Annotated in this window: 23 protein-coding genes; all 23 read right to left on the bottom strand. The window is 40.9% G+C overall.

Features of this window, described 5'->3' with window-relative positions:
* Window positions 1-378 precede the first annotated feature (378 nt).
* Window positions 379-4,065: a hypothetical protein gene (locus BM294_RS11790; RefSeq protein WP_091208517.1), complete on the bottom strand. Its 3,687-nt coding sequence runs from the start codon at window positions 4,063-4,065 to the stop codon at window positions 379-381.
* Between the two features lie 148 nt (window positions 4,066-4,213).
* Window positions 4,214-4,438 carry a hypothetical protein gene (locus BM294_RS11795; RefSeq protein ID WP_139225881.1) on the bottom strand — a complete coding sequence of 75 codons (225 nt, stop codon included), beginning with the start codon at window positions 4,436-4,438 and terminating at the stop codon, window positions 4,214-4,216.
* Window positions 4,439-4,552: 114 nt separating this feature from the next.
* Window positions 4,553-5,818: a VanZ family protein gene (locus BM294_RS11800; RefSeq protein ID WP_091208523.1), complete on the bottom strand. Its 1,266-nt coding sequence runs from the start codon at window positions 5,816-5,818 to the stop codon at window positions 4,553-4,555.
* Window positions 5,819-5,969: 151 nt separating this feature from the next.
* Complete coding sequence (locus BM294_RS11805) at window positions 5,970-6,269, bottom strand: Rpn family recombination-promoting nuclease/putative transposase (protein WP_091208527.1); 300 nt, start codon at window positions 6,267-6,269, stop codon at window positions 5,970-5,972.
* Between the two features lie 25 nt (window positions 6,270-6,294).
* A complete protein-coding gene (locus BM294_RS11810; protein WP_139225882.1) occupies window positions 6,295-7,038 on the bottom strand; it encodes a hypothetical protein in 744 nt (247 codons plus the stop codon).
* Between the two features lie 186 nt (window positions 7,039-7,224).
* Window positions 7,225-7,830, bottom strand: coding sequence for a glycosyltransferase family protein (locus tag BM294_RS11815; RefSeq protein WP_091208532.1), 606 nt, complete (start codon window positions 7,828-7,830; stop codon window positions 7,225-7,227).
* Window positions 7,831-7,845: 15 nt separating this feature from the next.
* Complete coding sequence (locus BM294_RS11820; RefSeq protein ID WP_091208535.1) at window positions 7,846-8,379, bottom strand: 4'-phosphopantetheinyl transferase family protein; 534 nt, start codon at window positions 8,377-8,379, stop codon at window positions 7,846-7,848.
* Window positions 8,351-8,581: a 4Fe-4S dicluster domain-containing protein gene (locus tag BM294_RS11825; RefSeq protein ID WP_091208537.1), complete on the bottom strand. Its 231-nt coding sequence runs from the start codon at window positions 8,579-8,581 to the stop codon at window positions 8,351-8,353. Before BM294_RS11825 ends, BM294_RS11820 begins: the two co-directional genes overlap by 29 nt.
* A gap of 14 nt (window positions 8,582-8,595) precedes the next feature.
* Window positions 8,596-9,561: a Coenzyme F420 hydrogenase/dehydrogenase, beta subunit C-terminal domain gene (locus BM294_RS11830; RefSeq protein WP_091208540.1), complete on the bottom strand. Its 966-nt coding sequence runs from the start codon at window positions 9,559-9,561 to the stop codon at window positions 8,596-8,598.
* 45 nt (window positions 9,562-9,606) lie between these two features.
* On the bottom strand, window positions 9,607-10,587 hold the full coding sequence (locus BM294_RS11835) for a Coenzyme F420 hydrogenase/dehydrogenase, beta subunit C-terminal domain (protein ID WP_175494662.1): 981 nt from the start codon (window positions 10,585-10,587) through the stop codon (window positions 9,607-9,609).
* 15 nt (window positions 10,588-10,602) lie between these two features.
* A complete protein-coding gene (locus tag BM294_RS16840) occupies window positions 10,603-11,664 on the bottom strand; it encodes an acyltransferase (protein WP_091208544.1) in 1,062 nt (353 codons plus the stop codon).
* Between the two features lie 22 nt (window positions 11,665-11,686).
* Window positions 11,687-13,204, bottom strand: coding sequence for a lipopolysaccharide biosynthesis protein (locus tag BM294_RS11845; protein WP_091208547.1), 1,518 nt, complete (start codon window positions 13,202-13,204; stop codon window positions 11,687-11,689).
* A 108-nt stretch (window positions 13,205-13,312) separates the two neighbouring features.
* Window positions 13,313-14,386: a polysaccharide pyruvyl transferase family protein gene (locus tag BM294_RS11850; RefSeq protein ID WP_175494663.1), complete on the bottom strand. Its 1,074-nt coding sequence runs from the start codon at window positions 14,384-14,386 to the stop codon at window positions 13,313-13,315.
* A gap of 32 nt (window positions 14,387-14,418) precedes the next feature.
* Window positions 14,419-15,591: an O-antigen ligase family protein gene (locus tag BM294_RS11855; RefSeq protein ID WP_091208552.1), complete on the bottom strand. Its 1,173-nt coding sequence runs from the start codon at window positions 15,589-15,591 to the stop codon at window positions 14,419-14,421.
* A gap of 31 nt (window positions 15,592-15,622) precedes the next feature.
* Window positions 15,623-16,708: a glycosyltransferase family 2 protein gene (locus BM294_RS11860; RefSeq protein ID WP_091208555.1), complete on the bottom strand. Its 1,086-nt coding sequence runs from the start codon at window positions 16,706-16,708 to the stop codon at window positions 15,623-15,625.
* A gap of 292 nt (window positions 16,709-17,000) precedes the next feature.
* Complete coding sequence (locus BM294_RS11865) at window positions 17,001-17,267, bottom strand: Rossmann-fold NAD(P)-binding domain-containing protein (protein ID WP_091208558.1); 267 nt, start codon at window positions 17,265-17,267, stop codon at window positions 17,001-17,003.
* Window positions 17,268-17,284: 17 nt separating this feature from the next.
* Window positions 17,285-18,658: an AMP-binding protein gene (locus BM294_RS11870; protein WP_242944524.1), complete on the bottom strand. Its 1,374-nt coding sequence runs from the start codon at window positions 18,656-18,658 to the stop codon at window positions 17,285-17,287.
* Window positions 18,659-18,754: 96 nt separating this feature from the next.
* A complete protein-coding gene (locus BM294_RS11875) occupies window positions 18,755-19,498 on the bottom strand; it encodes an SDR family NAD(P)-dependent oxidoreductase (RefSeq protein WP_091208563.1) in 744 nt (247 codons plus the stop codon).
* 13 nt (window positions 19,499-19,511) lie between these two features.
* Window positions 19,512-19,751, bottom strand: coding sequence for an acyl carrier protein (locus tag BM294_RS11880; protein ID WP_091208566.1), 240 nt, complete (start codon window positions 19,749-19,751; stop codon window positions 19,512-19,514).
* Between the two features lie 10 nt (window positions 19,752-19,761).
* The gene (locus BM294_RS11885) at window positions 19,762-19,983 is read right to left on the bottom strand and encodes an acyl carrier protein (RefSeq protein ID WP_091208569.1); all 222 of its coding nucleotides are present in this window, start codon (window positions 19,981-19,983) and stop codon (window positions 19,762-19,764) included.
* Window positions 19,984-20,023: 40 nt separating this feature from the next.
* Window positions 20,024-21,112: a 3-oxoacyl-ACP synthase III family protein gene (locus tag BM294_RS11890; protein WP_091208573.1), complete on the bottom strand. Its 1,089-nt coding sequence runs from the start codon at window positions 21,110-21,112 to the stop codon at window positions 20,024-20,026.
* Window positions 21,113-21,124: 12 nt separating this feature from the next.
* Window positions 21,125-21,745, bottom strand: coding sequence for an MBL fold metallo-hydrolase (locus tag BM294_RS11895; RefSeq protein WP_091208576.1), 621 nt, complete (start codon window positions 21,743-21,745; stop codon window positions 21,125-21,127).
* Window positions 21,742-22,668: an ACP S-malonyltransferase gene (gene fabD, locus BM294_RS11900; protein ID WP_091208580.1), complete on the bottom strand. Its 927-nt coding sequence runs from the start codon at window positions 22,666-22,668 to the stop codon at window positions 21,742-21,744. Before fabD ends, BM294_RS11895 begins: the two co-directional genes overlap by 4 nt.
* Window positions 22,669-22,672 lie beyond the last annotated feature (4 nt).

Here is a 22,672-nt window from a genome sequence, read left to right on the forward strand (position 1 = left end):
ATTCGGACCTCCGACTACCTATAGACCATTTGCCGTTCTCCCTTTTTGGTCGTTCGATATTCCATCCCTTCACACTAGGAACGGAGTCTATGGGTTCTCCCCTGTTGACACTCCATCTTTGTATTACATGAATAGCTCCTTCCGACACCGCCAAAGCATCTGCCATCTCGCCATAACGAAGGCAGATATATCGACTTCCGTACTGTCAACTACGTCGTCCTTTGGATTTATAGTCTTTCGGTGCTCAATCACTATCCCTGCAACCATGCTGTCTACGCTTCGTGTAGCACGTTACCATACCACACGCAAGACTCGCTTCCGATGCTGCGGCTTACAGCTTATCGGGCGGACGTTTGCAATCCACTATATGAAGCGCCCTTAGCAGGGCGCACTGACAGGCACCAACGTCTTGATATTTTCCTTTTTTCTGCCAACCTTTCTTATTTCAGATGCATCTGAATGGTTTAGCTCAACAAGAATATGAATTATTTCGATTTCATGTCCGTTGAAATCTACAAGCTGTCTTATGATATCAAAGCCATCAAAATCATCAGAAAAATCCTTCACTACACAATTTGATGATTCCAGGTCCTCTATACTTGACTGTATTCCTTTACCACTAAAAGCATTGGCATAATCTTTTTCAAACAGTTTAGATAAATAATCCCGGTACGATTTCCATTTTTTCTGACTCGTATCACTATCATTCACTGAATACGCCAACATAAATACGGGACTTCTGTAATCCACATCGTTCCCTAAAACTTTTGCCATATGATCTTTATATGTTGCTTTACCTGAGAATTTACCCAATACAAATGCCTCAAACAGCTCCCTATCTGAACGTGGCTTTACACTAGAAATCATCATATCAACTTCAGACGAAGATTCTACACCGAGCTGCTTCCATATATTCCCTGTAGTACTCATCTTTTGCTGAACAGCAGCAGTTACATTAAACAGTTCCGTATATGCCATATTGAAACATTCACGGAATAAGATACTTACATGGTCTTCCATAATTTTAGCTAACTGTTTTGAGTCTTTCCCCCTTGCATTTAACAACTTATTTACTTCCAACAGATATGGTACTGAACCCTTTATAGTCCGACAGGTATTAATCACTGCTTTCAGTAAGAAAGCTCCATACCAATCTACGTCAGCCTCAATTGGTATACTACATTCCGCAAGTAATTTGGATTTATCGGCAATAGGTCTGGTCATATAACTACGTAAATAATGTACTATGTTCTCATCTTCATCTACACCAGTTGGCCTGCATCTTAATGTGGTATCCGGTTCTTCATGATGATTTTCATCTTTGTTTTCGCTGTTAGAATCCATCATCATATACAGCATAGTACCATCAAGTCGTATGGCAGTTGTATCTTGAATATGCAAAAACAAAACAGATATATTTTTTTCAAGCATTCGACCCACATCTGCCAATAGCCCTAAATATTTATTTCTAAGATCTTCATCCCATGCTTCTATTTCTCCTAATGTAAACTCATATATCCATCTGAAATCATCATTAATTCCTTTACGGTCTATTGATAAATCCTCTGTCGTATCTGTGCCCTTTAAGTTGTTTAACATAACATAGATGCAGTATAAATAATTGTAGCACGCAGAAAATGAATACTTCTTCCTATCCTTCCCCTCAAGTATCAGTCTCCACTCATGCAACGCCATTTTGTAATCTTTAACACTTGAAATATCATGAGTTGTCATGGCAGCAAGAAAAAATGTGTCGCCGGTTTTTCTTAATTCTTCAAATCTTCCGGAAATATAAAGAAATCTCTTTTTCAAACTCTCCGCTTCTAGATACACTGTACTGTTCTCTGAAAATCCTCTGTTTTTATAGAACGAAAGACGATTGTTCAAATCAGACTCAATATATGGATAGAGACATTCGATTTTCCTCTCCAGCACACAATCTATATATTTCTCATTATTGATTTTGGGGACAAGTTCCGCTTTCTCTGATCTACCAACGATTCTTGAAATCTCCTTGATAATTTCTTTCACCACATCATCGTCATCAAGAAGTCCCGAAAATAATACGAGCTCAGAGAGCTCACATCCAAGTAACTTATCAAGAAATGCTTCAAACAACTCACTACTCGTTTTTATAGATTCAAACGCAGCTTTAACAACTCCGTCCATGTCATACATTACGATATTGTCATAATTCAGAGCTGAGGTTGATATCATTATTTTATCAAGAAGTTCTTCCAATAGAACCATTGCATCTTTATCAGAAGCTGCTTTTGTCAAAAACGCTATGCTGATTTTAAGCCTATACTCAAAGTACTTAATTTGCTTTTCTTTATCGCTATAATCAAAACCAAAAAGTGTTTTCTTTTCATCCAAAGGCAATACAGAAATATGCCGTTCAAATATCTCTCTGCTGAATGATTCTTTAAATACTCTTACATCAATAAAATGACTGAATCCGTCATTTTCACCCACCAGCACTCTATACATGGATTCATATGCGGTTTGAAGAAGGCCAGCTATAATTTCACCTGCAAAATAACCTGCGTCGAGCGCTTTGTCTGTATACTCTGCAAGAAGATAAAAGCATCTACTATGCTCTACATCACTGTGTTCGGATTCCATAATGGCTTTAAAATAGTCCGAAACCCCATTAGAAATCCGTTCCCCATAATTTCTTTTAAAACCAAGGTCCATCAAATGTTTGTATACGCAATAATATGGGTTATCATATGTATCGGATTTCCTTGAGCATTTATTCTGATGTACCAAATATAACATGACATCCAGTATATCCCTGGTTTCCGGAAAATAAGTTCTCTGCGCATAAAAGTCAAAAACCTTTTCAATCACATCACACAAGGATGATACATACTCACGAATCTGTGTTTTTTCCATCGGAACATTAGAAAGCAACAGCTTTGCTCCCGGATAAAATGTTTCCGAATGAAGCATCATTTCCAAAATGCTTTCCCCTGGAACTGATATGTTTGAAGTTGTTATTCTGTCACTGTCGAAATATATTTTGAGCAACTTATAGACATCTTTCCTGCCCATAAGCTCCACGTATCTGATATTATTAATGATGCTTCCGAGATAAAAATAATCGCCCCATCTTTTTCTATATTGGCAAATATAAGTATCTTCATATAAAGGTGAAGTATAATTTCGAAACACTCTGTTCTCGTCACTTATGAATTTTTCAAATCTTTCACGTGATAAATCTAACCCTTTGTAGTAACAAAACATTGCTGCATTAATGAATTTATCAAGTTCAGAAGAACCGGATACATATTTACTGTCATTCTCAACGGCTGTTGCTATAGTCTGTAAAAGACGCTCCTTACTTTTATAATCATCATTATCCCGGACATAATCAACAACTTCAGGAGATAACCCTATCTGAAATGCTATTCGAAACCACTTTTCAGATAGAACCTTGACATCCTCATCCGAAGAAACATAGTCCCAAAGCCTTGCCATAGCCTTAGTGATGTTACTGCTATGTCTCCCCTCTGAAAGATATGCTTTATCTCCAATCCGTTCCACAAAATTGTTATCAAAGAACCAATCAATTTTCGGTACGCTATCACAGACAGCCCTCCACTGATCCAGCATACCGGTCAAGTCCTCAACCTTGATCCAGTATTTTCCTACCGTCATATCACTTTGATCATCCACCCATAGAATAAATCTCAATATGTCGGCATCAACATCCGCTGTACAATCTTTCCAAGTCTCATCCTGCCCTTTGTGGGTATGATGTCCGATAATATGATAATGTCCATAGCAAGTCTCCACCCATCCTCTACTTATGAGATCTTCTACAGTATAACTAAACTCCGGGTTCTCATTCTTGTATAATTCAATCAGTATGGAAACCTCATCATTCTGTACCGCATCCGACTCCAGCAGTGCCTTTTTGTAAAGCTGAAATAGTATATCTGTAAGAGGAAAATCAATTGTTGCTCCAGGTGCATAATTCCTTTCTCTGCTGCCAATACAATATTTCACTTTAGAGATTAATTCTTCACGTTCTCTGTAAAATGCCATGCTACAAAGCATCTATAACCTCCATCATCCGATTTCTTAATATCATCAAACCAATTGAAGAAAGCAACAAAAACATGAATTTGCTGGTTTTATATCTCGTATAAACATGCCTATCTCATTTAGAAACAAATACAGATTATGTTAATATAAGCAACTGTAATTATCTTATTAATGCCTGATCCAGCAGCTTCTGTATCTCAGCATCCTCATACCCCAATTCCCTCAAGACAATTGCGTAATTCAAGTGTTCTACCAATCGAATTGATTTGACAGCCTTAATGTCAGGGTGATATTCTCTTTTTTCATGCGCCAGTTCATTACGCCATGTATTAGCCGCCTCAGCCAGTATTTCAATGTCCTCAGGTTTAAACCAATCCTCTGACAAACCTGGTCTCAAAGCCTTCCAACCTTCATAAACTTTTCACACTGCAATCTATTTAAGTGTCATTGTTTCATGAATACGCCACGGGCTCAAGGATACGTAAGTTTTACTACTTACTCATCTGCCTGCACCTCCGAACTCATAAATCGGTCGGAAATAATTCTTCCAGATCCACTCTCCGTTCTTGTAATAACCGGTAACAATGGATGTTACGGAATAGGCTGTGGGTATCTCCCGCTTCATAACCCTGTAGTCGCCGAAGTCACCATCTATTTCATACTTTTCAAAGTATCCGCCGATGTTGTCCCAATAATTCTGATGTGCCAGCCTTTTCTCCGGCAGATTCTGAATCTGCGTCGTCCACATCTGATACTGGATGTATGTTGTGTTATCTTCTTCGAAGTTAAAATCCTGATCTGCGATCCAGTAGAGGTCATTATGATACTGATACACCCAGCAATGGCAGTCCGGCCGATATACACGAGGAATGCCAGCCGCTATAAACTCCGCATCTATATTCGGTGCTGCGAAGTTCTCTTCAGGGAAATAATGAACGCCAGCTGACGATATGAACACACCCGTGGATAAGGGCAATGTCAGCGGCCATTGAATCAGTACTTCGTACTCACCGTCTTCTGCTTCTCCACTCGCCGTAAAGCCAACGTTCGTGTAATCCCGGTCGCAGAGGAAATAATCATTTACATCAGGTCGAGCCAGTCCATACTCCATATTCAGCATTATCTGTTCTCCGTTGTCAGCCGAATGCAGAAGCAGCTTCGGAGTACCCATGGGATAATCGTAACGAAAGGCAAAGCCATTAAGTTCGACTTTACCATCATGCAAAAAAGCCTTATCAATCTGAAAACAGTAAGCTCTTGATGTAGTATCCGCTTCCACACCGATTGCTCCGCGCCCGTGGATATAGACTCCGAGACAGACTATCATGAAAACAAGGCTAATGGATGTGATCACCGCCGTCCTGCGTTTCCCGGAGGCCAGTATGCTGACAAGGGTGAAAAGCTCGATACCAATCACAGCGCCGAGCGTGTTCGAAAACACATCATCCCACTCAAACAGTCCTCTCATCAGAAACAGCTGGAGCGTCTCGATTGTGAGGGAGAACAGGATAGCAGTCCCCGTTATCACGGCTACTCTGGACTTGTGGTTGGAGGTCGGCAGGACAGAGCTCACCAAAAAACCAAACGGAATAAACATAGCTATATTGGCCATGATTTCGTCTCTCAGATTTGTATCCCCTGCAAACCACCGCTTATAGGAACAGAACAGTTCAAACCTGGCTATATGATATCCCGTCGGCCGTTTCAGCACAGTGAACCACAGGACAGTGAAAATGTAAACGAGTAGAAAGATCAGGCTCATCATATGCCTGGTGCGATTGTTTTCGATATGGGTCACCTCCCATGGATAATGACGGTTTAGTACCACAGAATCGGTAAAATGTCAAATAACTCATGTTAATTAAGACAAGCTCACAAATTATTACGTTTATATCGCATCTCTGCGCCTGAGCCTACTAGCAAGAACAAACCAACGCTGCCCTCAGTTCTTCTAAAGGACCATTGGAAAACGACAGATCCCGGTCATGTCCCATATCTATCACATACAACGGATAATCCGGCACAAATTGCCTTACTCTCTTATCGATATCCACCATATCATGCATCGACCTCGGTCCATCCCAAACGTCCTCGCCTGTATAAAACACAACTGTAATTATAGGCGTTACCTTCTTCCACTTTGAAACGCCTGAAAGACGTTCATCTACTGTCCATGATCTCTTGTCCCAGGCACACGGTTCAATGTTTCTACCCATCAACTATAACTGTTTTTGAAGAACTTCAGCTCTCGCGTACACTCGGCTCCAGCCACACTTCCCTGGAAACAACCTTGTCTCCCCTTATCATGCTGTTCGTCCCGTTAAGCGGCACAACCACCACGCGATAGTTACCGGACTCATTAACAAGCTCCTTCAGGTCATACTCCAGCACATTCTCCACCCTCATTGTCTTTTCCTGTGCCTTGATCTTTTCGTCCTTCTCGGTCCCCGTTGGTCCCTTGCCCACATCTCCGAACACTTCCATGGTCTCCTTATGTGCCTTCGTGTTCGACTCGTCAGCAATCACGGTCCTGTAAGACCAACCATCCTTCATCACCTTTACCTCATAGGCTGAAGAACCCAATGCCTCGTCCCACGACACTATTCCCTCCGGCGATATCTTTACAGAATTAACACTTCCGGTGTGCGTCAATGCAAGCTTTGCTATCTTTACCTTTACAGTCGCATCATACCCGTCATTGTTCACTTTGACTTCCTCAACAGTAACACCGCTCCCCGCTGTTCCTCCGGCAAGAAGATTAGTCACACTGACGTCTTCTTTCTTAAGATTAAACTTATAACTGTTCTTACCGGTCAAACTTATCAGGAATTCCGGTTCGTCATCCAGTCCCCATACAGGGTCCTTATGGTTAATCGTCATAACACTGACTTCATAATCACTATTCTCCTTATCGTTATTGATTATAATGTTCTCCGTCCCCACGCTCTCACCGATCTGTATTTCCGGTTCTATCGTCAATGCCAACGACCGGATCGTCTTCGCAAAAGCCGCCCCGGTTGTTGACCCACTCAGAACCATTAAAACAACTAATACTCTCAAAAAATATCCTGCTCTCTTCACGACTCTATCCCTCTATGAAATATCACACTTGTTTAATGTGATTAAAAACGTGGGAAAGACTTGTAAAAACAGTCTGTCAACCTACCGGAGCTAAAGTTTATAAAAAATTCCCGATACACGGTTCCAATGTGCTTGGAGCATGCCCACATGTTGAGAAATCACCAATACGAAGGTCGAGGAGCTTCTGGTTTCGTGCGCCCGTATCATACTGAATATAACCCAATCAAAAACTTTGAACACCGGATAGAGAAATGGATGATGCTCTTTCATGAAGGAGTTTATAGGATGTACATCCATTAAATCGAAAACTGCTTTTACGTCCTTATCTCTGATATATGGCCATACCGGCCTGAAGGCAGTAATCATTCCTGTCGCCGGTGTAATAATAAGATTTGGCTTTTCAACGGTTTTCCATAGTTTCTTCAGGTTCCAGGTGAAGTTCAGTTCGAAAAGTACACGTCTGAAGGAAATGCTCTTATGGTAAGGCGTAGTGGGAACCAGCATAATCTTCAGATTATCTTGAACTGATATTGCCTCTTCCGACCTAATTTTATTAAGTCTTCTAGAATAATTCGATGTCCACCACACACAGTTATAGTTTTTTGAAAGCTCTCGTCCGAATCTTAAGTATCGTATTTCCTGGGTGTTTTCCCCTGGAATCAGTCCATAGGGATACACAAACCATATTGTTTTCACTTATGATGCTCCTGCTCAATCAGCGACGGTTGTCGCCGCGAGCCAATATTTCTTCCCATTCCATTTAATCTGCTGTTCATGGAAAGTGTAAGTTGTTGTATCGATATTGTCTGGATATCCGGTGATCCCTTCTCCTGTCATCTTGGCCACAGCCTCTTTGCGGCACCAGATACGGGTAAAGTCACCGTCGTACACAGCTTTCTCAGCATCTCTTAGCGACCGCTCTATCAGATGTGGAGGGTAGGAGGTTTTAATGATTTCCACGTCCACACCAACCAGATGATCGGATATTGCTACAACGCAGATACCATGACTGTGAGAGAGGCTGAAATAGATGCTGGAATCAAGTAGGTAAGGCTTACCGGTATCTGTGAATGTGACATCTCCTATCGGAAGGCCGTTTTCCTGTATTGTTTGATAGAGAAGATTCCAAACTGAATAAGATGCATATTTAACAATTCCGTGGAGACCACCCAGATGCTCGGATAAAACAGTTCCGAGTGGCGGGATTGTTTCGGTTTCAGTAATTGGAGCCCATTTGACGGTCATCAAGACTTTGTTTCCCCTTTATCGGGCATACCTTTAAGCACATATAGCATCTTACACACTTCGTCTCATCTATTGCTGGATACTCAAATCCCTCATCATCTTCTATCATTGAAATTGCCCCCTGTGGGCATATAGCAAAGCATGCCGTACAGCCACAGCATAATGCTTTGCTTTCATATAAAACCGGTAGTGCTTTCTGCATGAAACTTGCCTCCATCAAAAATGAAGAGTCTTAAAAATCTTTCTTTTGATTCTTGTTAATAATGGCTGATGAATACTATGGACGATATACTTGCTTATATCTTTTCCTCCATTATGTTCGAAGAAACTATCCCTCTTGCTATTTCTATTAACCGATTTCACAACCGGTGAATTAGTTTGAATAACAACATCGTTTTGAATCTCGCAAAGGTTTACTGTTTTTGATAACTCTTCTAAAATACGAATCGCTCTATCGTTATGAGCCAATATAATGCTTGTGCCTTTGTCATCAAAGAAATCTGGCAGTAGCGTGTGCACACCCCAGAAATCAGCTATTGTGAAATCTGATTCTCGTTCAATACCTCTAAAACTACACTCATAGCAAGATTCTCTTAAGTACAGATTATTTAAGAATCCTCTCATGTAAGGATCCTTATGCTGAGATTGTAAATATGAGTTTCCATTATCGAAATCTATCCGAAGCCCAAAATTCCTCCATCCGTTTGTCTTGTCGCGGAAATTAATATTGGTAATCTTTTTGTCTTCAGACACTTCTCTCAAATATCTACGCCAAACCATTCTGCTCGGAACTCCGTGACAAATAAAATCAATTGTCACCAGTAATTCTTTCCAAGCATTATCCTTTATTGTATTTGTCAGATACGAAATAAGGCCTTCAACCTGACATGGCGTTCCACAAAAAAGCACCTTTTCCCCAGAAAGCAATGCTCCCCTCACGTTAGTATAAGTATTGCCCATCGAGGATTGCACATACTTACTCTGCATAATCCTTTGCAAATCTTGAATACTACTACATGCTTCGTGATGCACTTGCCATTCACTATCAAATGCAGCACCAAATACGATTCCACCTTCAGAAAGAGTCTTTTGAGCCATGGCATAGAAAACTCCACCCGAAGAACTCATTGCACGAATCGACTCATCCTTATTGTAAGCAGCAAATGATTTTGTAGTGCTCATGCTGCCACCTCCATTCCGTAGATGGTAGACGGCATTATTTGAGCGCTAGCTAATACCCCCCCGGGTATTTAGTGAGTTAATCATCATCTTCTTCACCTTACTAATTAAAGAAGTTTTCGTGAGGCCATCAACAATTGTAATAAAGTTTTCTCCTTTATTGAGTCTTTCAAAGAATTCCTCTCGTTTTTCATTATACTTTGTTGATTCAGCAATGCATGAATTTCCCTTAATGGCTCTTTCGATATTCGCATCTGCTATCTTAATAGAGTCCGTAATGCCCTCAAATAACCGCATTCCCTGCTCCGTATGAACAAGTACCAGGGATGTTCCCTTATTATCGTCCATTTCTGGAAGATGATCCCACACGCCCCAATAATCTCCAAGAGTAATATCTGTGCATCTATTTACTCCCTTAAAACTACATGAATAGCAAGACGGACGAAGGTATAGATTTGCCAGCATTCCTTTCATATATGGGTTTTGCCGTCTTGGAGTCACTGTAGTCGAACCGTTATCCATTATTTCTTTCCACGCATAGTTTCCATAAGTCCAGCCTGTAGATTTGTCTCTCATATTTATAGAAGCTATGTTGTTTCCTTCTAAACTTTTGGACTTTTTATACCCATTCCACGCAACCCGCCCTGGCACTCCATGACAGACAAAGTCAATAACGTACAGATGAGTGCGAGGTGTTTTAGTCTCATTTACTAAAGACACAAGACCCGCACATTGACAAGGTGTTCCCACAAATAAGACTGATTCATAATTCCTTAATCGGCTGATAATGCTCCGAAATGTTGTGGAGAGTGAGGATTGGACATATTTAGATCCTTGACTATCAACGATTTCATGTTCGTTCTCGATTGTTCTATGGCAAACATCGAGGTTGTCATCATAGCACGCAGCATATACAACTCCACCATTATGTATCACTTCTCTTGCAATAAGCGGATAAATGCCACCTGATGAGCTATGACTTCTTTCCTCATCATTGAGGCTGTAACAAGCAAATGCTTTTGTGATCATTAAAGTTCTCCTCATTCAAAAGCCAAGGATATCAGCGATTCTTTCCATCCTCAAAAAACATAGTACTTTTCGTCCAATAAATATCACTATAAGGCTGCCAAACAACGCTACAACAAATGATATCGCTGCCTGAAACATCCAAGTGATACCTAGCAAATTGACAGTTAATGACTTAACTACTCTTGCGCATAAAATGATAAAAAAATAGTGTATAAAATAGATCCCATATGAGTGATCTCCCAGATAAGCAAATGCCTTGGAGACCAAACTCATTTGTGTCGATGACACTTGCACTCCGATGAACAACCTTACTACTATCGTAGCCAGGAGAAATGCACTAATCCGTATTTGACTACATGCGAAATTAGTAGGAAAGCCAAGTCGTAAGGAATAATACGCCTCAATAATTTCAAGTATAATAGCCACTCCAGGTAGTATAAGCGATTTTATCCCCTTGCATGTTTTGTTTCTACTTTCCAATCCCCATACATAAAAACCGATCCAGGCTGGAAATACATACTGGTACAAAGGTGGCATTGTTCCGTTTAAATAGCACCAATAGTATATAAAAATCAGCCATATAGGCGTGACCGCATATAGTATCTTTGAATATCCGCTCTCAATACACTTTATCAAAAGAGGCGTGATTACTGTTAATTGAAGCAACACGACTATATAATACAAGTGTGGAGCTGATTTCCCGGTAATAATCCGTACTGCAAATGGCACCACACCAATCAGCTCGCCACCCGAAACATACGCTCTAATAAAACTGATTAAGGCATAAAATGTGGACCATATGAGAAACGGTATTAGTAGCCGTACCCCCCCCCGCTTCAAAATAAACGACTTATAATCTGAGTATTTGCTGTAGTTCGTAAACCTTCCTGCAATAAAGAAGAAAAGGGCGACAGGAAAATTGACGAACTGTCGAAGCATTAGCCAGCTATTGAAATCAATAGTATCTTGCGGAGCGTTAATTGCGTTTGGGCAGTGTATCAATATTACGCATATGATTGCGACCCCTCTCGCGATTTGCCAGCTTATATCTTTCCTTGTAGGTGAAGACTTTTCCATATTGTCACCTTCAAAATGATAATCAATGCCGTCTGTGAATTATCTTATTCTTAATGTTCAAAATCATTCCTTTTTCAGATTCATTCATTCCGAATAACCACATAGAGATGCTAAACACTATTCCATAAACTATCGCCCATAATATTAATTGCAGCAAATTGTTGACATGAGCAAATTTCATAATGGCAACACCGGTTATGGCGGGTAGAATAAGAGCGGGTATGAAAGAAAGAATATTTTTCCAGAATGCCGGAATGTCAAGCCCAATATGCTTGTGATAATACCAATTCATAAACAAAATGTTTCCAACAATCAATGCGACAGCTGTTCCGATTGCTGCACCGATTGAACTGAACTGTCGAATTAAAGGAATGCTCAAAAATATATTTGCAATGGCTATACAAAAATACACGACAGCCCTTGCTTTATGCTTATTCTTCGCGCGCTGGATCTCAATGCCCAAATTCTGAATTAATGGTACCGTGACAGGGATAATTAGCCAAAGCGCAACATAATAGGAATCTACATATCCCTTGCCTCCCCAGAATCTCATAAACGGTTGACCAAGAAATATGAATCCAGTCATAACTAAACTAAGAACAAGAAATTGGATTCTGCCAACACTGTTAAAAATAACTGAAAGTTCCCTGTCATCATTAGTCTCAGCCACAATTCTATTTACTTTAGGAACAAAGACGGAAGAAATCGAAGTGGAGAGCATTATGTACATTGAATTTATCTGAGCGCCCAGACTATAAATCGCCACAGCTGATGTTCCTATCATTCTTCCAAGTAAAAAGCGATCTACACTCCAATTAATCTGATCAATAATTTGGTTCAGGAAAATAAAAAAAGTAAAACCCCAAATCTCTCTTAATAATGAGAAGTCAAAACCCTTAAAGATAAACTTGGCATGTAACCTAAAACACACAAACCAAATATTTGAAACTAGATGTGCAATCGTAATCACCGTTGTGACAACAACCATTGCGATCGACCCGTATCCCATAAGGAGAAGTGGGAGTGTGAGGAATGGATTGAGGAGGTTTTGTAGTACAAGAAGTAACCGCTGAAAAAAGAACTTTTCATGAGCTGATGTTATACAAGTAAAAACGCTATTGGGAAAAGTCAATGCAAGATTTAATACCATCAGCATCATGAGAATTCTGGCTGTATCGTATTCATCAGTTGTTAAGCCATTCTTGAATATTGCTTCGATTTTTATCGTCATAACAGAGCCACATACTACAGCAATTGTAGCAATGACGATAAATACAGTAAGAAACATTCCATTTAGCCTTGATATCTCATCTTCTTGCCCCCTAGCTTTATATCTGGAAAAGAACCTTACATATGACGCAGTAAACCCTAGACTAAGAAGACTCAAATAGGAAACGACTGAATATACTAATTGATAAAGGCCATATTCACTCTGCCCCAGAAGTCTTAGCATTATAGGGGTATATACGAGTGATGTGATTATTTTAATTATCTCAGAAGCATATGAAAGCAATACCCCTATCTTTCTCTGATTTTTCATTAAATCAACCTTTTAAATCTTTTTTGTGCACAACTACCTGTAGTATTAGATCAGACGTGTCCAAATCGAATTATCGAAGAAGTGTTATATGTACTTCCATATAACCATTCATATACCCATTGAACTTCTAAGGAATGCATATACCTTTTTTCGTTCCTCTTCCAATCTTTTATATCCATTTTCATAGTTGCACTCAAAATCATCATTTGGCATCTCTTTATCAACAAATTTTCTTTCCAAATCAAACATAGAAAACAAAGTCTCAAGTCTAGATAACATATCAGTATCAACGCCCTCCCGTGCATATAACAAAAATGGTCTTCCAAACAAAAAGGCAAAGATACAAGCATGGAAAGAGTCTGTCTGTATGATTTTTGCATTTTTTATAAGATACAGAAACTCGGAAGGGCCAGACGTAAACAACCCTGTCGCTTGTGTGTCAAACATATTATAAACCTCAAGGCGGTACTCTCTCGAAAGATATTCATTTTTACATTTTGCCTTCTGTGGCTCTCCACCGATAAAATAGTTCAGCACATACTCATTCTTAACGTCGACTTCTGATGGCTTTTTTATAACCTTCGACCATTCATCTGCGTCGATCATTAGTGTAGGATCAATTAAAACTTCAGCCTCACGTCCAGTGAGTTCTTTAATGATATCTCGCCCCGCGGTTTCCCTAACTGAGAGCATCGGAATAGTTTCCAAATGTTTTTTAAAATACGTCTTCCACTCATCTGGTAATTTGCTAACTCCGAAGCTTGGAGAAAAACAAACCTTTTTCCTGTCTTCCGTGAATGTCAGAAGGAATAACTCTTTTTTTATGTTATCGTACCTTTTTGGATTCCAGACCTGGTCAGATCCTAGAACAAAATAATCTGCGTCACTAATAGCCTTTATAGACGCATACCCTTTTGTATGAATGAACTGATTATTAAACAACTCAAAGTTTTTTTGTCTCTTATACTTATTCTTTAGTTCTACCGATGATTGAAGAATAAGTTGAGCATATTTAGAAAAATAAAGATCTATTAGTAATTCACGGATTCTCTTTTTATACGGTTGTATGTAGATTACTTCCGTATCAAAACCTAATCCTCTCAAAACCTGTTGAGCGGCATAGCTCTGAAGTCGATTTCCATAATTAAAATATCCGTAAAGCGAAACTATTCCTGCCTTCATAACATTTCCTCCAACGTAACAACAAGTAGTCATTAATAGTCTTTATCTCTTATAAATCTACCAATGCAGATACCCCATATCATAGCATGAGGAATAGTCATTACCGATTCTTCAAAGAAATAGCTGATAGCTGTTAACACAATCATTGAAACCATAGTATAACTCATTACCGGTGCATCAGTGGATTTTGCCCTAATCATTTCTATCGTTTTGGCTAGCAAATACACAATAAAGATAATAAGAAGGACTAAACCAACATATCCGTAATCGTATAATGTTTCAATCAAGCTGTTATGTGCAAATCTTGCTTTTCCGAACGGTCGTAGATTATAGAATACGGAATGAAATCCATGACCAAATAATCTTTCACTTTTGGAGGAATTATTAAAATCAGCTAGAATTAATTCCCAGATTCTTGTACGCCCAGATCCACCATCATCAATGGCATTTGATAATCTAGTCAATATCCCTATATTATATTTATCTATCAGATACCATCCAAATAGGTATATTGCGACAAGTATAAACACCGCTAATATCATGCGATGAATCTTTTTCCCTTGCTGACCTGCAATATAACTATTAAGGATATAATATAAGCTAATACCAATTGCAACAATAATAAATGCACCTCTTTTTAATGTAAATATCATTAAAACCGCGACTATCGCACTAAAGATAGTTGATAGTCTCTTGTTACAGTACAAGTAAACAAATGGCAAAAAAGAAAAGCTCAAATATGTGGTAAATACAGTTGAGCCGCCTATAGCACCAAAGCGAATTATACGCGTTAGAACAAATGCAACAAGAGAGCAAACAAGTGTCATCCCAATAATAGTTATTTTGTTCGCAATTAATATAGATAATTCATTGTCTCGTGAGTAATCTAAGAAAACGATGAATAACAAAGGCCATGCGATTACATCTATAATTATGTTCGGAATGATAAACATATTATTCGCTGCTGAAACTACCAGTTCATAAGTCACAATCGCGAACATTAGTATCCCGATAAATTCCAACCTTATATATCTTTTACTCAACAAATAAATGAAACCCAGAGCTATATTAATAAACACCGGAGCAGAAGATATTATTTTCCAGCTATAGCTGTATGTTAGTCCATAATATATATATGTGAGCGCAAAAATATATGAAAACAAATATATAAGCAAAATACATGCATCCTTAGTTCTTACTTTCATAAAAAACTACCCCTCAGTGTATTCGCCACAATCATCGGTGAGCAGTTCGACCTGACAATATAATCTCAGTGATTTTTCGGTTACTTGTTAACAATTCTCTTGTTTTTGTCATAAGTAAATACATCCCGTTTTTTATAAAAATTGATTTCATTTTATCAACGCCACCGTATTCTCCTCGAATCCCTTTCTCAAGAGCCGAGCAGAACGGCTCGCTTTTTACAAAACGATTTGCATCACGATGTTTATCAAGGAATGATTTTGGATTGTCTTTGTGAAAAAACTCCAGATTAATCGCACGATTCATCTCATGAAACGCACGATACATGTATGCCAACTCAAGTCTTTCTGTCAGTTTGTTTTCTACAAAGAAGCTGTTTGCTGCATTAAAGAACTTAACCATCTCAGCGGACAATCCCGGTCTATATCGGTGCGTCGCACTACTGCCATGCATTACATAGTGGTAAAGATATTTGTCTACATAAATGATCGAACGAACTCTATACAGTACATCAAGTGCAAATAGAGTATCCTCTGCGAATGTAATATCTTCATTAAACCTTATTTCATACTTCTTTAAAAAACTGTTTTTATATAGTCTACTACATGGTGAACCAAGTGAAAAGTAACTCAAATATCCCTTTGGTAGTCGACCTAGCGATAACGCAGATTCCATTACCATAAGTCTAAGATCATCACTACTACCATAGTCTATATTTTCTTTGAGAAAGAACTGATTTTTTGTCAGAATTCCTTCTGCGTCTTTATATCCATTGAGAATTATCAATTCCTCAGCATTGCTTAAATAAGGTTTCACTTTAGAATACCAACCATTTTCCAGATAGTCATCCGAATCCACAAACATAATCCACGTGCCAGATGCGTTTTTCATTCCGTAGTTTCTAGCAAATGAAACACCTTTATGCGGTCTGTGAAACACCTGTACTCGATGGTCAGAAATAAATGAATCAGTAATGAAATGATACTTTTCCTCAGAGCCGTCATCCACTATCAATAATTCAATATCGGCATCCTTAGGCTGAAGGATACTCCTGATACACCGTTCAAATAGATTTTTTTCAGTTTTATAAAACGGCACAATTAAAGTAATGGCAGGCATAATTTTTCTCCAGTTTCACGAATTATCAAGTCAAAAAAAGATGGCTCGTTCTAATTTTGTAGAGTATTTTCATCTGCTTTTAAAATACTGACTAAGACATAATTTTCAGATGAACCATAAAACCGTTACAACTTCATTTTTGACGTTTTATTTATTTGGCGATAGTTTCTAGGACGTCTCTGACACTCTCTACCGTATCAAAGAATCCGCGGTATTCATCTGGGGTCCACTTCTCTCTTATTCTTTGCTGCACTCCAGCAAGCCCAACAACGCTTGGAACACTAAGTGCCACTTACCTGCATCCGTGTTCACCCATCAGTACTGAGCTTTCACGCGAAATTGTCGGCCGCTGATTAATGATCGCATCGGCGAGCTGGCATACGCAGGTAGCTATCCAATAATGTGTTCTACCCTTAGCTGCTATTATTTGTCCACCCATTGCTTTCGTCTTTTCAGCCAGTTTTTTCCTATCTTCTGCATCCCATTTTAGTCCTACATCATTGCAGTATTCTTCAATCGGAATTCCTCTTCCGACCACCCATACTTTCAGCTTATTCACAACGATACCTCAATCTCTTATTTACCTGCAAGAACTTCCAACTCAGCAAACTTCACCTTGCCGTAATCATTCCGTGGAATCTCGTCAATGACAAACACACGGAAGGCTGAGTTATGCAGATTGGTCTTTCCGCTGATAAACGGAATGATTTCATCCTTAAGCCCTGCGTCAGTTATAAAGATATTCATTTTCTTGTCATCGCCGGTGCAACAGAAATCGACATTCGGATACTGCGTTTTCAAAATACGCTCTGTCTCATCAAGACTTACCCTTAATCCGAACAGCTTAAGGAATCGACCTTTGCGCCCGATGATAAAATAGAATCCGTCGGCATCCCTTTTGGCTATATCACCAGTGTGATATTCCCCGCAGAACTCATCGTCTTTCTGAAGATCATCTTTATTCAATGCATAACCCATCGTGACATTAGGTCCACGATAACCAAGCTCTCCCGTTACCGTACCGTCCTCACCTTCAGCCTCATCAAGTAGAAACAACTCACCGTTAGGAATCGCCTTGCCTATGCTCCCGATCTTCTGAAGAGCGAGCTCTGGATCAAGGAAAGCCATGCGAGCACTGGTTTCACTAGTTCCAAATGTTGCGCAAAACCGCTTACCATTCTCTTTTGCATAGGTAGCGATCCACTTAAACATCTTATCGGTCAGTTTGCCGCCGCCCTCGGCCAGAGTATAAAGCTTCGGTAGATCCATCTTGTCAAAGCCCACTCTACGCATAACCTCATAGCTAAATGGCACACCACAGAAGCTGGTTCCTCCATTAACCTTGATAAACTCCCAGAAATCGGGATCCATTAGATTGGCTTTCACCATGAGAACGGTTGCACCGACCACAAGGTGGCTATTGATAACGTTCAGCCCCATGGTATAGTTCATGGGCAGATCACAGATGCCAACCTCTTCATCTGGTCGCCAGGAGAAGACTTTAGCTACATTTTCCGCGTTTGCTTCCAAATTGCCGTACTTATGCCGCACCAGCTTGGGGCTGCCCGTTGAACCAGATGTAGTCAGAAGCATAGAGAGTTTGTCGTTCAGCGGATAGGGCTCATACTCAGTCTTCAGAAGAACATAGCCGTATGCTGAGAACACTTTCTCACCTTTGATTTCCTCAGCCTTCCGTTCCGGCACCCAATAATAACTTGGTGTGTACATGGATTCAAGGTTGCTTCTCAATCCTTCATCCAATCCGGCACCGAGAAGAAGTGGAACCTGTTTGTTGTTTTCAAATGCCATATAGCCAATCAGTGAGCCAGCGCAATTCTCACAGAGGCAGAAAATAACAGAACGTGGGAGATTCAGAGCGTCAAACTCCTCTATCGTCAGGCATACATCACCATAGGTGAGCTTGTAACCGCTATCATCTTTGATTGCCATTTTATTTTTATTATGCTTATCGACATTTAAAAACACTTTTCTAACTCCTTTGCGTGGGATACCACGATTTCTTCAAACTACACAATATTGCTTGGTCTACATAATAGTGCAGCCGTCCACAGCCAGCACCTGTCCGGAAACATAGGTAGAAAGATCAGATACCATGAAGAGACAGGCTTTTGCGATATCTTCCGGCTCTGCCAGATGTCCCATACAGATGTTGTTGATCCTGCTTTGCAACTTCTCCGGATCAGCCTGCTTCATCATGTCAGTGTTGGTAAGGCCAGGCGCAATAGCATTTACACGGATCTTCTTCTCCGCCAGCTCTTTTGCGGCGGATTTAGTTAATGAAATCACCGCACCCTTGGTTGCCGAGTAAACCAACTGGCCCTTATTACCTCTCAATGCCGTCATGGACGTAATATTCACAATACTCCCGCCGGTCTCCTGGCGTCCCATTATTCGGCTCACCATCTGGAGCATGTTAATAGTACCGTAGACATTCACAGAGAACATTTTCTCCATGTTATCGTGACTGATCATACCAATGAGTTCATTGAACTCTACACCGGCATTGTTGACCAATCCATCAATGTAACCGCAGGCTCTCTTAATCTGCATTACGCCGTCCCTGGCAGCACGTTCATCGGAAATGTCAAAGTACAGGGACCGAACCTCCCCGCTCACATCCTTATTGAACTCCTCAGACCACTCCTCCACAGAGCCTTCACGAGTTGCTATCGCATAAACGGTAGCTCCATTCTGAGCAAAAACCTGTGAAATGGCCTTTCCAATCCCCCGGCTTCCGCCGGTAACGATACAGACTTTTCCTGTCAGCATATTGTTTCCCCTATTAGAATTCTACTCCGTACCTTTTAAGAATCTCGATCCCGTTCAAGTAGGAGCCGTAGTGAAGAATATCATCCGATTCGAACAGGACATCAAATTCATCCTCAAGTTCCGAGATCAGCGAAAGATGAGCAACCGAATCCCACTGAGGAACAGCTTTGAAAGTGAAGTTTTCATTCAGCACGGACTCGTTTACATTCAATACTCTGCAAAAAACATCATTGTATTTTTTCAAATTATCCATGCGATAATCCTCACTTTTCCATCAGAGACATGATATCTGCAACCGTCTCAAAGGCTTTAACCTCAGCACCAGTTACCTTCTTATCGAACTCATCATCAAACATCACGATAAGAGAAAGCTTTGCCATAGAGGTATATTCATCCAGATCTGCCAGTACGGTTTCCGGAGTCAGCGTGCCTTCATCCATTTCGAGAGTTTCTTCGATAAGTGCCAGTTTTTCCTGATTATTCATTGTATTTTCCTCCTAAAATCTTTTACTATTGGTTAGTTTCTCAATACTGTCCGGGGATAAGTTTCCCCTCTTTGTAGTAATCCTCAGTTTGCACAATCGGATAAATCTTATCTGTATCAACTTCAATATTTGCAACGCCCCAGCTCAGGCCGATACCGAAGCCGCAAATAAGTGCCTTCAGTTTCTCCCCGCTCTTGTCTCCGTACGCATCACAGAGTGTTAACGGGATCGAGATACCACCAGTATTCCCGTATCTGTCCAAGGACAGCGGAACTTGATCATTGGGGAGCTTCATTTTCCGGATCAACTGTTTGATAATAAACTGGTTTGCCTGGTGGAAAAGGAACGCGTTGTAGTCGGCCACGGTCGTTTCTGTTAGCCTCAGATAATCCGTGATCGCCTGCGGTACATCCGAGATGGAGAACGAGAACACTGATGTGCCATCCATGAAGATGTCGTACAGCGACCGTTCAATACCATCACTGCACATAAACCGTTCATGTCCGGGGTTCATATCGCGGAATCCACCCGCTGGCAGGACAATCGCTTTATAGCGGCTTCCATCGCTGCGAAGAAGAGATGTTGTCTCCACTCCGTCCTTCCGCTCCAGAAGAATCGCAGCGCCGGCGTCCCCGTACATCATCACGATGGACTTATCCAGAGGATCAACAAGCTTTGTTGCTGTCTCGCCCATAAGAAGCAGTCCATACTTGTAATCGGAGGCAGACATCATAGCCATTGCAGTTTGAAGTCCATAGACAAAGCCAGAGCATCCCAGGTTGATTTCCATACAGGAACAATCAATAGGAAGTCCCAACCTGAGCTGAACGATGCTTGCGCTGGACGGTCTCCGATAATCAGGGGACTGCGTGACGAGGAACATTGCTCCGATTTCAGACTTATCTATATCAATGTGGCTAAACAGCTCCTGTGCCGCGTCAACAGCCAGATCGCTTGCGGTCTGCTCCGGAAGCGCCTTAAATGTTGCTTTAATCCCTGTGCCGGAGGTAAATTTGCTTGTTACTTCTTCACCAAATACAGATGTAAAGCTCTCTACCGGTACATTGTTTTTCGGAACAGCGCATGCGACCCCTGCGATACCAATTCCGCTGCTTTTGAATACTGACATGTTTTTTCTCCTTCACCGTTTTAATACGAAACCATGAAAATGCCCCGGATAGACCTTTGTTCCATCTGGAATAGCATCTATTATCTTCTTTCCCTTTTCTTCCCATTGCTTCTTGCTTCCGCCGGGAAACCGTACCTCTATCTCTTTCCCCTCCAGCAGGCTGTCACCAGAGAAGAATATATCGTCGATCCAAATTCCTATGCTACCGGGTGAATGACCTGGAATCTCGACCAACTTTATTCTGTGTCCCTGCCAATCAATACGCTTCTCACATTCAAAAGTGATATCCGCCTCACAGGTAAATCCCAAATCAAAGAGGGACGGATCCCACTGTGCAGAAAAGGATTGTATCTCACAAAACGAATCAAAGTGTCTTGCCTGATTCTTCTTTGAATCCTTTATCCTCTCACTGCAAACCTTGCTGCATAATAACGGAGCGCCTGTTTGTTCTTTCCACGCATTAACCCCAAATATGTGGTCGTAATGCTCGTGAGTAATGAAGAGGTAGTCGATGATGAACTTATCCGCTGCATCTGTAATTAAGCAAGGATCAATTACGATTGCGTGACCGTTCTCTGATACGACATACATACTGGAGTTCAGTAGTCCGGAGTCAACTCTCTCAACTATCATTTGTTCACTGCTTCCAGTGTAGAATTCAGTGTTTTCAGGTTTTCCACCCTATATATATTCACACCTGTGAGCGTCTTCTTCACCAAGCCAGACAGTGTTCTTCCCGGGCCGCACTCAATGAAGGTGTCTATACCTGCTTCCCTCATATTCTGCAGTGTTTTTACCCATTGCACAGGAGACATGGCCTGTTGGACAAGCAAATCTTTCACCTTGCTTCCATCCTCAATGGCCTCCCCATCCACATTCATGTAGACAGGGATTGCAGGATATGAGAATGATTTGCTTTTAAACAATTCTGCCAGTTTCTCCGCCGCTGGTCTCATCAACTTACAATGGAACGGAGCACTCACTGGCAGCTTCATGCAGGTTATTCCGCGCTCTTCAGCGATACTTACAGCCTCATCAACGGCTGCCGCTTCACCAGAGATAACAGTCTGCGCTGGACTATTATAGTTTGCAGGAATCACATATCCCGACTTCACCATTTCACAAATCTCAGCAGCTTGATTTGATTCCTTTCCAATCAAAGCTGCCATCGCGCCTTGCCTTGCCGGAACAGCCTCCTGCATCGCGTCCGCGCGAACCTGTACTATAAGAAAGACATCATCCTGTTTGATTGCCCCTGCAAATGTCAGCGCCGCATATTCACCCAAGGAAAAGCCTGCTACAGCTTCCGCCACGACTCCTTTTGATCTTAATAATTCGCCAGCCGCAAGATCGGCGGCAAGGACACATGGTTGCGTATTATGCGTTAAGTTCAGATCTTCCTGCGTCCCGTGGAAACACAGATCCGAGATCGAACGTCCCAGAGCTTTATCTGCCTTATCGAACACATCTCTTACAACTTGCTCTTCCTGATATAAATCCTGTAACATTCCGGGGTATTGCGCCCCTTGTCCTGAAAAAAGGAATGCTATCCTCATCTTC

It is taken from the genome of Oribacterium sp. WCC10, assembly GCF_900113415.1.
Classification (GTDB): domain Bacteria; phylum Bacillota; class Clostridia; order Lachnospirales; family Lachnospiraceae; genus Oribacterium.

Coding starts and splice junctions, on each gene's coding strand:
- BM294_RS11790 (WP_091208517.1), bottom strand. CDS start 4,065: ATGCTTTGTAGCATGGCATTTTACAGAGAACGTGAAGAATTAATCTCT.
- BM294_RS11800 (WP_091208523.1), bottom strand. CDS start 5,818: ATGATGAGCCTGATCTTTCTACTCGTTTACATTTTCACTGTCCTGTGG.
- BM294_RS11805 (WP_091208527.1), bottom strand. CDS start 6,269: ATGGGTAGAAACATTGAACCGTGTGCCTGGGACAAGAGATCATGGACA.
- BM294_RS11820 (WP_091208535.1), bottom strand. CDS start 8,379: ATGACCGTCAAATGGGCTCCAATTACTGAAACCGAAACAATCCCGCCA.
- BM294_RS11825 (WP_091208537.1), bottom strand. CDS start 8,581: ATGCAGAAAGCACTACCGGTTTTATATGAAAGCAAAGCATTATGCTGT.
- BM294_RS11830 (WP_091208540.1), bottom strand. CDS start 9,561: ATGAGCACTACAAAATCATTTGCTGCTTACAATAAGGATGAGTCGATT.
- BM294_RS11835 (WP_175494662.1), bottom strand. CDS start 10,587: ATGATCACAAAAGCATTTGCTTGTTACAGCCTCAATGATGAGGAAAGA.
- BM294_RS16840 (WP_091208544.1), bottom strand. CDS start 11,664: ATGGAAAAGTCTTCACCTACAAGGAAAGATATAAGCTGGCAAATCGCG.
- BM294_RS11845 (WP_091208547.1), bottom strand. CDS start 13,204: ATGAAAAATCAGAGAAAGATAGGGGTATTGCTTTCATATGCTTCTGAG.
- BM294_RS11850 (WP_175494663.1), bottom strand. CDS start 14,386: ATGAAGGCAGGAATAGTTTCGCTTTACGGATATTTTAATTATGGAAAT.
- BM294_RS11855 (WP_091208552.1), bottom strand. CDS start 15,591: ATGAAAGTAAGAACTAAGGATGCATGTATTTTGCTTATATATTTGTTT.
- BM294_RS11860 (WP_091208555.1), bottom strand. CDS start 16,708: ATGCCTGCCATTACTTTAATTGTGCCGTTTTATAAAACTGAAAAAAAT.
- BM294_RS11870 (WP_242944524.1), bottom strand. CDS start 18,658: ATGGCAATCAAAGATGATAGCGGTTACAAGCTCACCTATGGTGATGTA.
- BM294_RS11875 (WP_091208563.1), bottom strand. CDS start 19,498: ATGCTGACAGGAAAAGTCTGTATCGTTACCGGCGGAAGCCGGGGGATT.
- BM294_RS11880 (WP_091208566.1), bottom strand. CDS start 19,751: ATGGATAATTTGAAAAAATACAATGATGTTTTTTGCAGAGTATTGAAT.
- BM294_RS11885 (WP_091208569.1), bottom strand. CDS start 19,983: ATGAATAATCAGGAAAAACTGGCACTTATCGAAGAAACTCTCGAAATG.
- BM294_RS11890 (WP_091208573.1), bottom strand. CDS start 21,112: ATGTCAGTATTCAAAAGCAGCGGAATTGGTATCGCAGGGGTCGCATGC.
- BM294_RS11895 (WP_091208576.1), bottom strand. CDS start 21,745: ATGATAGTTGAGAGAGTTGACTCCGGACTACTGAACTCCAGTATGTAT.
- fabD (WP_091208580.1), bottom strand. CDS start 22,668: ATGAGGATAGCATTCCTTTTTTCAGGACAAGGGGCGCAATACCCCGGA.